Source organism: Achromobacter sp., assembly GCF_032102605.1.
Lineage (GTDB): Bacteria > Pseudomonadota > Gammaproteobacteria > Burkholderiales > Burkholderiaceae_B > Achromobacter.
Window position 1 is genome coordinate 81,045 of record NZ_DAMDGT010000017.1, and the last position, 12,948, is coordinate 93,992.

The 12,948-nt window shown below is 66.0% G+C and carries 10 protein-coding genes; 2 read left to right on the forward strand and 8 right to left on the reverse strand.

The features are described 5' to 3' along the window. Positions 1-13: 13 nt before the first annotated feature. From RT614_RS25730 to RT614_RS25745, 4 genes are read right to left on the reverse strand one after another with little or no spacing between them, the layout of a single operon-like run. Positions 14-1,246, reverse strand: a complete 1,233-nt coding sequence (locus RT614_RS25730; protein ID WP_313625085.1) for a CaiB/BaiF CoA-transferase family protein — start codon at positions 1,244-1,246, stop codon at positions 14-16. A 21-nt stretch (positions 1,247-1,267) separates the two neighbouring features. Next, complete coding sequence (locus RT614_RS25735) at positions 1,268-2,221, reverse strand: Bug family tripartite tricarboxylate transporter substrate binding protein (RefSeq protein WP_313625086.1); 954 nt, start codon at positions 2,219-2,221, stop codon at positions 1,268-1,270. 45 nt (positions 2,222-2,266) lie between these two features. Continuing rightward, on the reverse strand, positions 2,267-3,214 hold the full coding sequence (locus RT614_RS25740; protein ID WP_313625087.1) for a LysR family transcriptional regulator: 948 nt from the start codon (positions 3,212-3,214) through the stop codon (positions 2,267-2,269). 4 nt (positions 3,215-3,218) lie between these two features. After that, positions 3,219-4,172, reverse strand: a complete 954-nt coding sequence (locus RT614_RS25745) for a tripartite tricarboxylate transporter substrate binding protein (protein ID WP_313625089.1) — start codon at positions 4,170-4,172, stop codon at positions 3,219-3,221. 178 nt (positions 4,173-4,350) lie between these two features. Here RT614_RS25745 and RT614_RS25750 point away from each other — a divergent pair, with 178 nt between their 5' ends. Both RT614_RS25750 and RT614_RS25755 read left to right on the forward strand, forming a co-directional pair. Beyond that, positions 4,351-6,678: an acyl-CoA dehydrogenase gene (locus RT614_RS25750; protein ID WP_313625090.1), complete on the forward strand. Its 2,328-nt coding sequence runs from the start codon at positions 4,351-4,353 to the stop codon at positions 6,676-6,678. Between the two features lie 9 nt (positions 6,679-6,687). Continuing rightward, complete coding sequence (locus RT614_RS25755; RefSeq protein WP_313625091.1) at positions 6,688-7,674, forward strand: NADPH:quinone reductase; 987 nt, start codon at positions 6,688-6,690, stop codon at positions 7,672-7,674. A 9-nt stretch (positions 7,675-7,683) separates the two neighbouring features. Here the strand turns inward: RT614_RS25755 and RT614_RS25760 are convergent, their stop codons facing one another. The 4 genes from RT614_RS25760 to RT614_RS25775 all read right to left on the reverse strand — a co-directional run bounded on the left by RT614_RS25760 (position 7,684) and on the right by RT614_RS25775 (position 12,900). Then, entirely contained in the window at positions 7,684-8,652 is a 969-nt protein-coding gene (locus RT614_RS25760; protein ID WP_313625092.1) for a glycosyltransferase family 9 protein, read from the reverse strand. An 83-nt stretch (positions 8,653-8,735) separates the two neighbouring features. Further along, positions 8,736-9,944 carry a polysaccharide lyase family 1 protein gene (locus RT614_RS25765; RefSeq protein ID WP_313625094.1) on the reverse strand — a complete coding sequence of 403 codons (1,209 nt, stop codon included), beginning with the start codon at positions 9,942-9,944 and terminating at the stop codon, positions 8,736-8,738. Between the two features lie 12 nt (positions 9,945-9,956). After that, complete coding sequence (locus RT614_RS25770; protein WP_313625095.1) at positions 9,957-11,876, reverse strand: Vi polysaccharide transport protein VexE; 1,920 nt, start codon at positions 11,874-11,876, stop codon at positions 9,957-9,959. Then, positions 11,869-12,900, reverse strand: coding sequence for a sugar ABC transporter (locus tag RT614_RS25775; protein WP_313625119.1), 1,032 nt, complete (start codon positions 12,898-12,900; stop codon positions 11,869-11,871). The genes RT614_RS25770 and RT614_RS25775 overlap by 8 nt, the downstream gene beginning before the upstream one ends. Positions 12,901-12,948: the final 48 nt, after the last annotated feature.

Genomic DNA, 12,948 nt, shown 5'->3' on the forward strand with positions numbered 1-12,948 from the left:
TTCCTGTCTCGTGTCAGAGGGTTTGATCGGCGCGCAGTTCGGCGATTTCTTCGGCGCTCAATCCCAGCTCGCCGAGCACCTCGTCCGTGTGCTGGCCCAGCGTGGGCGGGCCGTCGTTCAGACGCAGCGCCGAATTGCGAAAGCGGAATGGACTGCGGATCTGCGGCATGTCCATGCCCGCGGGATGCGGCGCGTTGAACAGCATTTCGCGGTGCACGACCTGCGGTTCCTTGAGGGCCTCGCCGATGTTGTTGATGGGCGCGCAAGGCACGCCTTCGCGATCCAGCGCCGCCAGCAGCGCGGCCTTGTCGTGCTCGACCACCTGCTCGTCCAGCCAGGGATCCAGGATGGACAGGTTGATCACGCGCGCGGCGTTGGTGCGGAACCGCTCGTCCTGCGCCATCTCCGGATGGCCCAGCACGCGGCAGAGCTTGGCGAATTGCGCATCGGATCCCACGGCCATGATGATGTGTCCGTCCCGGCAGGGATAGACGCGCTGCGGCTGGATGTTGGGGTGTCGATTGCCGCGCCGCGGCGGCACGACATCGGTCAACAGATAGTTCATGGCCTGGTTGGCCAGCAGGGTCACGCCCACGTCCAGCATGGCCATGTCGATGTGGTCGCCCTGCCCGGTGACCTCGCGCCGCGCCAGCGCGGCCAGGATGGCGTTGCTGGCGTACAGCCCGGTGATGAGGTCCACCATGGGCACGCCGATCTTCATCGGGCCGCCGCCGGGCCGGTCGTCCGATTCGCCGGTGATGCTCATGAGGCCGCTCATGGCCTGGATCATGAAGTCATACGCCGGCTGCTGCGCGCGCGGGCCCGTCTGCCCGAAACCCGTGATGGAGCAGTACACCAGGCGCGGGTTCTCCTTGCTCAACTGCTCATAGCCCAGCCCCAGCCGGTCCAGCGTGCCGACCTTGAAGTTCTCGAGCACCACGTCGGCCTCGCGTGCCATCTTGCGGATCAGCGCCTGCCCGCGCGGCGATTTCAGGTTGACGGTGACGCTGCGCTTGCCCCGATTGCAGATCAGGTAATAGCCGGACTCGTTGGACCGCGACCCGTCTTCATGCGTGAGAAACGGCGGCCCCCACGCACGGGTATCGTCGCCCGCCCCGGGCTGCTCGATCTTGATGACCGATGCGCCCAGGTCGGCAAGCGTCTGGCTGGCCCAGGGGCCGGCCAGGACGCGGCTCAGGTCCAGCACGCGGATATGGGAAAGAGGATGAGACTGCTGCGATGACATGATGCTGGTGACTCCAACCGGCTATTTCTCGGCAATGCCCGCTTTGTTGATGACGTCGCGCCAGCGGGCCTGTTCCTTCTTCAGCAGCTCGGCCATTTCCTCCGGCGTGTTGGAGATAGCCAGGATGCCCTGCTCAAGCATTTTTTCTTTCACGCCGGGCTCTGCGATGGTCGCGCGCAGGGCCTCCGCCAACTGCTGCACGATGGGTTCGGGCGTGGCCTTCGGCACCGAGATGTAGTTCACCGGCGACGCGTCGTAGCCCGGCAGCGTCTTGGAGATCGGCGGCACGCCAGGCAGCAGCGGCACCTCGAAGGGCGTCGTCACCCCAAGCGGGATAAGACGCTTGTCCTTGATGAAGGCGGTGTAGATCCCCACGGTGTCTATCGCGATGTCGCCATTGCCGCCCACCAGGTCCTTGACCGCCTCGCCCGTGCCCTTGTAGGGAACGTGCTGCAGGCGCACGCCGGCCAGAATCTGCAACAGTTCACCGTTCAGATGGCTGCTGGCGCCGATGCCCGCGCTGACGTAGTTCAGTTCACCCGGACGCTTCTTGGCCAGTGCGATCAGCTCTTCCAGCGACTTCACGCCCAGCTGCTTGTTGACGACCAGCACGCTGGGCGCCAGCGACACCTGCGATACCGGACGCAGTTCATCGGGGTCGTACGGCATGTTCTTCATCAGGTAGGGCAGCGTCATCTGCTGGCCCGGCGTGGTGTAGAGCAAGGTGTAGCCGTCCGGATCGGCGCGGGCCACGGCGGCCGCGCCGATGACGCCGCCGGCGCCCGCCTTGTTTTCGACGATGACCGATTGCTTGAGCTTTTTGGACAGCGTCTCGGCGACGACCCGGGCGGTCAGGTCAGCCCCGCCGCCGGGGGCAAACGGCACCACCAGCTTGATGGGCTTGTCGGGATAGGCCGCCAGCGCGGAACTGGCCACCAGCGCAAGCGCGCAGGCGCGTGTGATGAAGCGGATCAAGGTTTGTCTCCTGTTGGCCGGCCGGGAACGGCTGGCTCGTTGTTATCAGCTCGCACCCGGCGGGCGGGCGTCGAGCTGGGTCAATGATTCACTTACGATTTCCCGCAGCAGGGCGGTCACGACTTTCACGGCCTGCGTCGGCCGGTCGGTCAGCATGAGCGACACGATGCGCAGGACGGAGGGCTGGACGATCTCGGACGCCTGCAGCTCGCCCCGTTCGACCTCGGCGGCCACGAAATGCCACGGCAGCAGGGTGTAGCCGGCGCGTCGGACCACCATCTGCTTCTGGATGAAGCCCGAGTCCGCCTCCACCGACACGCTGATATTGACGTTGTGCCGCCGGCCCATTTCATCCAGCATCATGCGCACGGACGAGGGCTTGCGCGACAGCACCAGCGGCAGGCCGTCCAGCTTGGCGAACGGCACCTGGCGGTCGGCGGTGATGCGGTCGCCGGGCGGGCCGATCAGGTACGACGGCAGGCGCAGCAGGACGTCCTCGTCGCTGCCCAGCGCATCGTGGCTGCGGTACGGCAGGCCGATATCGATCTCGTGGTGGGCAAGCCAGCTTTCGATCTGCCCGGCCGCGCTTTCCACGATCTGCACCTGGATGGCCGGATACTCGCGCTGCAACCGCAGCAGCAAGGGAATGATCAGCGCATTGCTCAGCGAAGGCAGCGTGCCGATGCGCACCGTGCCCGACACCTGCCCGTGGGCTGCAGCCACCACGTCGTTCAGGCCGATCGCGCTGGCAAGCACCTGTTCGATCGCGGGCTGCACCTGGCGACCCAGCTCGGTCAGGCCCATCCCGCGGCCATTGCGCGTGAACAGGTAGCCGCCGCACTGCTTTTCCAGCATCGAAAGATAGCGGCTGACGGCGGGCTGGCTTACGCCCAGGTCAATGGCCACCTTGGTGATGCTGCCGCTGCGCGCCACCATCGAAAAGATCCGCAGCGCGCGCAAGTCCCAGCCTGCGGAGTCATTCGGTTTCGCCATGGCGTCACTGGCCCGACAGCTTCTCGGCGACGATGATTTCGCTCCAGCGCGCCACCTCGCTGTCAAAGAACTGCTGGAAAGCCGCCTGGTCGCGGAACAGGGCAACCGCCCCCATTTCACGCGCCCGCTGCTGCACGATGGGCTCGGCAATCACCTTGCGCAGGCGCGCCTGCAGGTTCTGTATCTGTTCCCGGGAGGTCTTGGCCGGCACGAAAATCCCCCACCAGCTCGACGCGTGGACGTCACGCACGCCCAGCTCGTCCAGCGTGGGCAGGTCCGGCGCCGCTTCCAGCCGTTCGGGCGCCGCCACGGCCAGCGCCCGGATGCGGCCGGACTTCACATGCGTCATCGCCTGAAGGGTGTCGAAGTACGCGTCCACCTGTCCGCCCAGCAAGTCGTTGATGGCGGCGGACGTGCCCCGGTAACTGACGTGCGTGACCTGCAGGCCCACTTGACGCGCGAAAAGCGCCGCCGCCAGATTCGGACTTGATCCGACCCCTGAATTTGCGAACGACAGCCCGCCCGGCGCCTTGCGCGCATGGGCCAGCAACTGCGGCACGTCGGTCGCCAGGTCGGCCCGGACGTACAGGACCAGCGGACTGGTCGCCACCTGTGCCACCGGCACGATGTCGCGGGGGTCGTAGGGCATGCTCTTGATCATGGCCGGATTGGTCGCCGTGCCCACGCTGCCCAGCAACACCGTGCGACCGTCCGCCGGGCTCTTGGCGACATAGGCGGTTCCGATCGCGGCGCCGCCGCCCGGACGGTTGTCGACCATGATCGGGCTGCCCTGGTCCGCCTGCAAACGCTCGGCCAGCACACGGCCATACAGGTCCGTGACGCCGCCGACCGCATACGGGACGACGATACGCTCCACGGACGCGTCGGCAGCCGAAGCCGTCGCGGTCATGCCCGCGGTGGATATGCACGCGGCTATCCACGCCATCAATACACGCATTTTCCTGTCTCCTCGCCGTTGTGGCTGTCTTGATTTAGGGGCAATTCTAGGAAGGTTCCCGCCATTGCACCCCAGCAGTTTTGTAATAGCAGCTCTCAACAAAGCGTTATGAACGGACCGCGGACGCGACCCTAGAATTTGCAGCTCCCTTTCCAAGCCATGCCGTCACAGAAGGACCATGATGAACGCACTCGATTCTTTTTCGATTTTCGGCCCATTGCCCCGGCAAGCCGAATTCATGGAGGCGGCGGCGGGCATCCTGGCCCAGGTGTCGCCAATGGCAAGACTGCGCGAACTGCGCGGCGCCAGCCCGGGGTGGGATACCGCCACCTGGAAGGCGCTCGCTGAAGCCGGCTGGACGTCGGTCACGGTGCCCGAAAGCCTGGGTGGGCTGGGCCTGGACGTCGAAGTGCTGGGCGCAATCGCCACTGCCGTCGGCGAATCCCCCCTGCCCGACCCCTATCTGGGCGCCGGCGCCCTGCCCGCCCTCGTGCTTCCGGCCTTTGCGGACAACGCGCTGGCCCGCGACCTGCTGAACGACGTGATCAGCGGATCGGCCGTGCTGGGCCTTGCCTGGCAGGAAAACCCCGGCGAACTCATCCCGACTTCCGTGTCGACCTCCGCCAGCATCGAGGGCGATCGGATCCGCCTTGTGGGCAGCAAGCGGTGGGTGTCGCCCGTTGGGGCTACCGGCTGGCTGGTGCACGCCCGCAGGGGCGAGCTGCCGACGCTGGTCTGGCTGCGGCCGGACGACGCCGGCGTCACGGTGGAAACCGAACAGCGCGCGGACGGCAGCCTGTTGTGCACGCTGCAGATGGACGTCGTGTTGTCCGCCACGCGTATCGTCGCGCAAGGCGAGGCCGTGGACAGCGTCTGCCAGCAGGCGCTGGAGACGACGCGCCTTTTGCAGTGCAGCGAACTCTACGGAATCGCCCGGCGCGTGTTCTGCATGACGCTGGATTACCTGAAGACGCGTGTGCAGTTCGGCCGTCCGATCGGCGCCAACCAGGCGTTGCAGCATCGCATGGTGGACGCCTACGTGGGCGTCATGGCGTGCGGCGCCCTGCTGGCCGACAGCTATCGCGAGGCCAGCCAGGACCCGGCTGCGCTGCCGCGCGTGGCGGCGTTGGCCAAATCCCGCATCGCTGAGCGGGTCATCGCGCTATGCCGCGAATCCGTGCAACTTCACGGCGCCATCGGATACACCGACGAATACGACATCGGCATCTATCTCAAGCGCGCCTTGCACCTGGCAAGCTGGCTGGGCAGTCCGCGCACGCTGCAGGCGCGCTACCTGGCCCTGCGCCAGCAAGGTGGCCGCCAGGCTCAGGCCGACGGCGTCGCGGCGTCGGGCGAAGACTACGCCGCCATGAGCGACGAGGGCTTCCGCCTGATGGTGCGCGGCTTCCTGCGTTCGAACTACCCGCAGCATCTGCGGCACGTGCCGCGCCGCCTGCGCCTCGCTGAAGTGCGCGACTGGTACCAGACCTTGTCGCGCAACGGCTGGCTTGCGCCCGCCTGGCCGCGCGAACACGGCGGCATGGCCCTGTCGCCCGCCAAACTGCTGATCTTCTTCGAGGAAATGGAAGGCTGGGGCGCGGCGCGACTGCCCGACCAGGGCATCATCAACCTGGGCCCGGTGCTGATCCAGCACGGCACGCCGGAACAGAAGGCGCACTACCTGCCGCGGATCCTGTCGGGCCAGGACATCTGGTGCCAGGGCTATTCCGAGCCCAACGCGGGTTCCGACCTGGCGTCGCTGCGCACCGAGGCGCGGCGCGTGGGCGACGACTTCATCGTCAACGGCCAGAAGATCTGGACGACGCTGGCCCACGACGCGACCCACATCTTTGCGCTGGTGCGCACCGACAAGACCGTCAAGCCGCAGGCCGGCATCAGCTTCCTGCTCATCGACCTGAAGTCGCCGGGCGTGACCATCCGGCCGATCACCAACATCATCGACGAGCAGGAATTCTGCGAGGTTTTCTTTGAAGACGTGAAGGTCCCCGCCACGAACCTGGTGGGCGAATTGAACATGGGCTGGACCATCGCCAAGGACCTGCTCGGCTATGAACGCATCTTCGCCGGCAGTCCCCAGCAGTCGCGCCAGGCCCTGCATCATCTTGAGCAACTGGCCGACAGCCAGTCCCTGTTCGAACTGCCCGAGTTCTGCCAGACTTATGCACAACTGCTGGGCGACGTGCGCGAACTGGAATCGCTGTATGGCCTTTTCGCGGACATCGTGCGGCGTGGCGCACTGCTGCCGCCATCGGTTTCCGGCCTGAAGGTCCTGGCCACCGAAACCTACGTCCGCATCGCCCGCGAAATCGTGCGCTGGGCCGACGAAGCCGGGGGAACCTGGACCGGCGTGGCGATGAACGACGGCACCTCGCTCATTCCCGCCGCGCCGTTCCTGCAATCGCTGGTCACCACCATCTATGGCGGCTCCAACGAGATCCAGCGCAACATCGTGGCCAAGGCGGTGCTGGGCATGGCCAACCGATAAGGAGCCTTCTTGAAAGCAGCCTTCTACGAAATCCCCGGCGCGGCGCAGGACGTGCTGCGTGTCGGAGACGTGCCGCCGGAATCGCCCGGCGCCGGCATGGTCCAGGTCCGCGTCGCCGTCTCGGGCGTCAACCCTTCCGACGTCAAGACGCGCACTGGCTCGGGTGCGCGCGCCAATCCCTGGCCGCTCACGATTCCGCATCAGGATGGCGCCGGCGTCATCCTGCAGGTGGGTGCGGGCGTGGACGCGGGCCGGGTGGGCCAGCGCGTCTGGCTCTACGAATGCCAACTCGGCAGGCCTAACGGCACGGCGGCGGAAATGGTCACCGTTCCCGAAGGACTGGCCGTGCCCCTGCCTGACGGCGTGCCGCTGGAAGTGGGCGCCTCGCTGGGCGTGCCGGCCCTGACGGCCTGGTACTGCAACGAACAGATCCAGGCGCAGGCCGGGCGCTGTGTGCTTGTGCATGGCGGCGTTGGCGCCGTGGGGTTCTACGCAGCGCAAATGGCGCGACTGCGCGGCGCCGAAGTGTTGGCCAGTGTGTCGAACGCTGACCAGGCTGGTATCGCGCAAGCGGCCGGCATCGAGACCGCACCGCGTGGCGCCGACCTGAATGGCGCAGCCAGGCAATGGCTGGCCCAGCGGCAGCGCGAAGGCTTCGACGCCTTCATCGACCTGGATTTCGCGGGCAACCTGTCAAGCAATCTGGCGCTGGCCGAAAATGGCGCCCACATTGCGACCTATGCGTCGGACACCGACCTGCAGCCCGCCTTGCCGGTGCGCGACCTGATGCGCCGCAATCTGCGGCTGTCGTTCCTGCTGGTCTACACCATGCCGCCGGTGCAGAAGCAAAAGGCCATCGCACAGCTCAACCAATGGCTGGCGGATGGCAGTCTGCATCACCCGCAGGTGCACACCTACGCGCTGGAAGACATCGCAATGGCGCACCAGGCCGTCGAAACGCGCAGGCATGTGGGCAAGGTGGCGGTGCTTCCCTGAACGCGGTAGCTATCCAACACGGTGGGCGTAAGCGGGTCGCGGCCGTGGCGCATCGAGCACGGCCATGCAGGCCTCCAGCACCCGTTCCGGATGGATCGAATTGATGCCGGCCGACAAGACTTCCGGCACGACGTCCCGGGCATACTCTCGCGCCCAGAACCACTCCGGATTGGGTTCGTTGAACACGCCCACGTAGGGCACGCAGACGCCCTGCGCAATATGGGAAGGGCCACAGTCGTTCGAAACAATCAGGCGCGCGTCCTGCATCAGCGCGGCCAGGTCGGCCACCGGCCGGCAGAATTCCACGCGAAAATCCGGCCGCTGCATGCGTTCCAGGCGGTCACGCTCGGCGGCTTCGTCCGGCCCGAGGACAAAGGTGAACTGCGCTGCTCCTCCTAGCCGCGCCCGGATCATCCCGGCCAGGGCCACATAGTGATCCAGCGACCACCGCTTGAATTCGCCCGCTCCCCCTCCCGGGATCAGGACGATGTCAGCCGGCTTAGTCTTGTCCACGCACAGCTTTGCGATCTGAGTGAAGCACTGGCGCGCGGTGGAATGCGCATCGTGCCCGCGTAGCGTTTCCAGGAGACGCAGGTTCGCCAGGCCGATGTACTCGCGAATGTCCTTGGTGTGGGAATGCGTCCAGACGCAGTCGCCAACCCTTCGGTTCTTGAAACCCACGCGCAGCGCGGGCCTGCGAAGCAGGTTGATGAGCGCGAAACGCTCGCTCGTATGATGCAACGTCAGGGATGCGCTTGCCCGGGCAGGAAGCGCCCTGAGTTGCTCGCCGAACGCATCGGCGCGAATGAACTCGTCAACCCACGGCAGGCAGGTGTAGTAATCGCCCACCTCGTAGCGCGAAACGACCCGCACCCGCCTGTCCGGCCACCATTGTTTCAGCAGGTAAAGCGTGGGAAACGCGACGATCTGGTCGCCAAACCGCGGCTGACTTCGGACAAAAACGACGATATCGGACATGGCCCCTGACCTATTGGAATGAACGTGCTGACGCGCGCTACGCGTGGGTTGGCGCCAAAATGACGAAGCTCACTCCCGTGGCATCACTTTGCGCAACCCGCGCCGGTGCGCGATTCGGGCAACGGGGTATTCGCAGGCGTGTTGCCTGCGAATTCGCGAATCTTTTCGGCCAGATCCGGCGTCGGCTTCTCGTAGCCGTAGCAGTACGGCGGGACCGGCGCCGACTCGGGCCGGTAGTCCTGCAGCACGGGCTTCGCATCGCCCAGATACAGGTTGTCCTTCAGCCGCAGAAAGGCCTTGTAGTCGCGGGTATAGCCGTGCTGGTCTTTACGCTTCTCGTAGGCGCCCCGATCGGATTCGCCGTTGCCCAGCGCGCTGCGCTGCGACGCCTTGGGGATATAGCTGCAGTAATTCACGTTGATCCCTTCCACGGTGGGAAAGAATTCCGGTTCCGCGCATTTGCGCTGTGAGTCGTTGTTGAAGATGTTGCCTTCAACCAGCGCCTTGGCTTCCAGGCTGAAGCTCATGCCGTAGAAATCCCAGTTCTCCACCAGGTTGTTGAACAGGTGAAACGTGCCGAACTGCGCGCGTGGATTGCGCTGCACGGTGTTGAAGAAATAGTTGTGGTGCAACGTCACGCGGGCGATCGAGTCGCGATCGTAGTTGTGAAACAGATTCTTCGACGTGATGTTGTTCAGCAGCATGACCTTGTTTGAATTGTGGAACTTCGTCCACGAGATCGTCACGTCGGTCGAGCCATTCTTCACGTTGAGCAGGCGGTCGGACATGCGCGACAGATCCATGTGGTCGACCCACACGTCGCGGCTGCCGTTGGCCACGTTCACGGCCTGCGTAAGCCGGTTCAGCCGCCCGTCGATCGTCAAGTGCGTCAGAATGACGTTCTGGCTTCCGTACACGCCCAGGCCGTCGTCGATCAAGGCGACCCGCTTGCCGCGTCCGTCTATCGTCGTGTTGGACGGCACGCGCAGCTGCGAGTCCAGGACAATGGTCATGTCCGATGCAAAGCGGATCCACGTCGGCCCTTTCTTGGCCTGCGCCAGGGCGGCTCGCAACGTGCCTGGCCCCTTGTCCTGGTCCGACGTCACCACGATGAACTTGCCGCCCAATCCGCCCGTGGCCTTGGCGCCATAGCCTTCACGCTGCTGCAGCAACGTGGCAATGAACGAGCACTGTTCATCCGGCGCCGCGCACCGCTCCTCGGCGGCCGCCGCGCCGCCGTACAGCGCCGCCAGCGCCAACAACCAGGCTATCGCCTTTTTTCGTGCAAACATCGAATCCGCTTCCTATTCTTGCGCGGACCGATCCGCGGAGGTCACATGGCGCCAGATGCCGCCGCTCAGGCGCAGGTTCTCGGGCGCCCCGGCCAGATGTTCCCGAAGCCGTTCGAAATACGCCTTCTGCCAGCGCTGCGCATAGGCGTCCGGGTCCTCGCCCGGATTGGCCGCCGGTAGCATTTCCAGCGTGTACGCCACGCGCCCGTTCTCCCAGCGCGGCGCGTAGAACACCGACGGCACGTTCAGGCGATGCGCCAGATGGGACGCGAAGCTCGAGTACGTCACGTCCTGTCCTTCGAACGTCGTGCGCGGCGCGGCGGGGTTTGCGGCGCCGTCGATGGCCAGGCACAGCACGTAGCCCGATCCGATCGCGCGCATGCAGGCCTTGGCGACCTGCGCCTCGCTCTGATCGGCGGTGGAGATCAGGGCAGCGGAATAGCTGCTCTTGGCCACGCTGGGCGCCGTGGCCAGCCAACGCGACGGGATGCCCACCAATTCCAGGGCCATCAGGCCGGCGTACATGGGGCCGACGTGCGCCGTGGCGACCACGACGCCGCGCCCTGCCGCCAGCAACGGCGCAAAGAACTGTTCGCCGGTATCAAGTTCGCCCAGCAATTCCATGGCCTCTTCGACACGCTCTTCGCGGCATTCAAGCCAGTCGAACAGCAGATGGTCGATCATGTGGCCCCAGCGCGCCCGGCGCTCCCAGGTGGCGCGGTCGATGGACGTGTCGCCACGCATCGACCAGGCCCAGTCCAGGCGGGCCTGCGGAATGGGCGCGGTGTCCAGCTTTTCCTCCATGCGGGCCATGGCTTCCTGGAAGGTTTCAGGAAGCCGCGCGCCCCGCGCGGCGACGTACTGCTCGAACAGGTTCTCGGCCTCCTGCTTGCGGCCCGCCTGCGATAGCGCGCCAATGGCCGAGCGCTGCCACAGCAGGTTGTCGGGCGATTTCTCGAGCAGCTTCAGGGTCTGCTCGGCTGCCTCGTCGTACTGCAAGGTGTAGCGCAGCGCGCGGGCGTACAGCGCGCGCGTCTGCTCCAGGTCTGGCGCCAGTTCAAGAGCCTGGGCCAACGGCGCCACCGCATCCTTGTAGCGGCCGGCGCGCAGCAGGGTTTCACCGTAAAGCGTCAACAGCCTCACGTCCGTCGGCGCTGCCTGCAAGCCCGCCTCGAAATGCGTCAGCGCATGGACTTTGCGATCATCCTCGGTGGCGCGACGCAGATGCGACAGACCCAGCGACGAACGCAGCGCCGCGCAATCGTGGCCGGCGCCAAGGGCGGCGTCGCCGAACGTGATCGCCGCCGCGGTGCGGCCGTCGGCCATCAGCGCGCGCAGGGCCGTCGTCGCCACGCGTTCGTTGGGCAGCTTGTCCGGATCCAGCGCGGCTGCGATGCCCGCCGCCTCGGCCGCATCGCCGTTTCGCACGAAGGCCGTCATCCACCAATGCGCTTCGCCGGGCTCAGCCCGGGCCTGGTCCAGGGTCGCGCGCGCGACTTCGGCGGCCTCGGGCACCCGGTCGGCCTGCACGCGCAGCTGGATCCGCGCGGCATGCAGCGCCGCGTTGCCAGGTTCGATGCCCGCGGCGGCGTCCGCCTCGGCGATCGCCCGGTCCCATTGCCCCAGGCGGCCCAACAGGCTGGCGAGCAGGCGGCGGTCGTCGGCACGCGACGGCAGGACGCCGATCAGCACATTCAGCGCGGCCACCGCAAGATCGATCCGCGCCTCTTTGATGTAAGGCGCAACCAGCAGCCGCCGCACGTCGCGCCAACCGTCGTTGGCCTGCCGCAGCACGGGCTCCAGCGCAGCCATGTCGCGCTCGGGATCGGCCGAGGCGCGTATCTGTCCGATGACCTCGCGCAGGCGGGCGGTGGCGGTCCGCGCATCCGCGACGGACTCGGTCGCGCGAGTTTCCATAACCGTGTCAACCATGACGCAGCCCCCTCAACAAAGCCATCGCCACGCGAGCGATGAACATGAACACAAAGCCCAACGCCAATGCCTGCAACAGCAGGATGCCGACGCGCGGGCTGCTGGGCCGGTCCGTGGGGACCGGCTGCGCGATGATGGACAGGTACCGCTGCAGACGCAAAGCGTCCGTCATCGCCTGCTGATACGACTGCTGCGCCAGGGTCAGGTTCGAATCCGCGAACGCCTGGGTGTTGCGCAACGCCTCGTACGACTTGAGCTGCTTGGCTTCGGTGTTGCCGTCCCCGCTCAAGCGATGGCGCACGGACGCAAGCCGCTTCTTCAAGGCCGCGACCTGCATCTGCGCCGGTTTGAGCATGAAATGATCCTTGTTGCCCAGGGCCCGGATCTTGTCCAGGTTGATCTGCGCAGTGCTCAGTTCCGCTTCGAGCTGGCTGGACAGGTTCAGCAGCATCGACACGGTGGCGGTCGGATCGATGTTTCCGTGCTGGGTGCGCCATGCCATCAGCGCGTCGCGGGCGGCGAAAGATTTCTCCTCGGCAAACTTGACCGACTCTTCGCTGACCTTCAGCTTGTCGGCGACGCCCTTCTTGTTCATCGAGCTGACGAATTCTTCGGCAAGGCCGATCAGCTCCTTGGACAGCATGGCGGCGTCCTCGGAAGAAAACGCGCTTACGCGCAGCACGTCGATCTGTTCCAGCGCGTTGAAGGAGACGTGCACCGACGCCTGATAGGCGCGATACAGGTCGTCCTCGCTGGAGTCCTCGGAAAGATGATTCAGCGGATCCCACCCTTCGTTCATCATGTAGCGCCGCAAGCCGACCTTCTTGTCGAGCTGCTGCATGGCGTCGCGCGACTTCAGGAAGTCGGCCACCGCCCACCCGTCCACGAACCCGCCCAGCATGCCGCCCGAATTCCCCGTGGTGAGCAGGCTGGCCGCCGCGCCCGCGCCGCCTTGCTGGCCCGACGCCGACTGCACGAAGAACCGCGACTCGGCCTCGTAGCGCGGCGTCGCGACGAAAGACACGTACAACAGGGCAATCGCAACCGGCGCCAGGACGATGAGCGCATTGAT

Excerpts from the sequence above, each read along its gene's own strand:
- RT614_RS25730 (WP_313625085.1), bottom strand. The coding sequence starts at position 1,246 with ATGTCATCGCAGCAGTCTCATCCTCTTTCCCATATCCGCGTGCTGGAC.
- RT614_RS25740 (WP_313625087.1), bottom strand. The coding sequence starts at position 3,214 with ATGGCGAAACCGAATGACTCCGCAGGCTGGGACTTGCGCGCGCTGCGG.
- RT614_RS25745 (WP_313625089.1), bottom strand. The coding sequence starts at position 4,172 with ATGCGTGTATTGATGGCGTGGATAGCCGCGTGCATATCCACCGCGGGC.
- RT614_RS25750 (WP_313625090.1), top strand. The coding sequence starts at position 4,351 with ATGATGAACGCACTCGATTCTTTTTCGATTTTCGGCCCATTGCCCCGG.
- RT614_RS25760 (WP_313625092.1), bottom strand. The coding sequence starts at position 8,652 with ATGTCCGATATCGTCGTTTTTGTCCGAAGTCAGCCGCGGTTTGGCGAC.
- RT614_RS25765 (WP_313625094.1), bottom strand. The coding sequence starts at position 9,944 with ATGTTTGCACGAAAAAAGGCGATAGCCTGGTTGTTGGCGCTGGCGGCG.
- RT614_RS25770 (WP_313625095.1), bottom strand. The coding sequence starts at position 11,876 with ATGGTTGACACGGTTATGGAAACTCGCGCGACCGAGTCCGTCGCGGAT.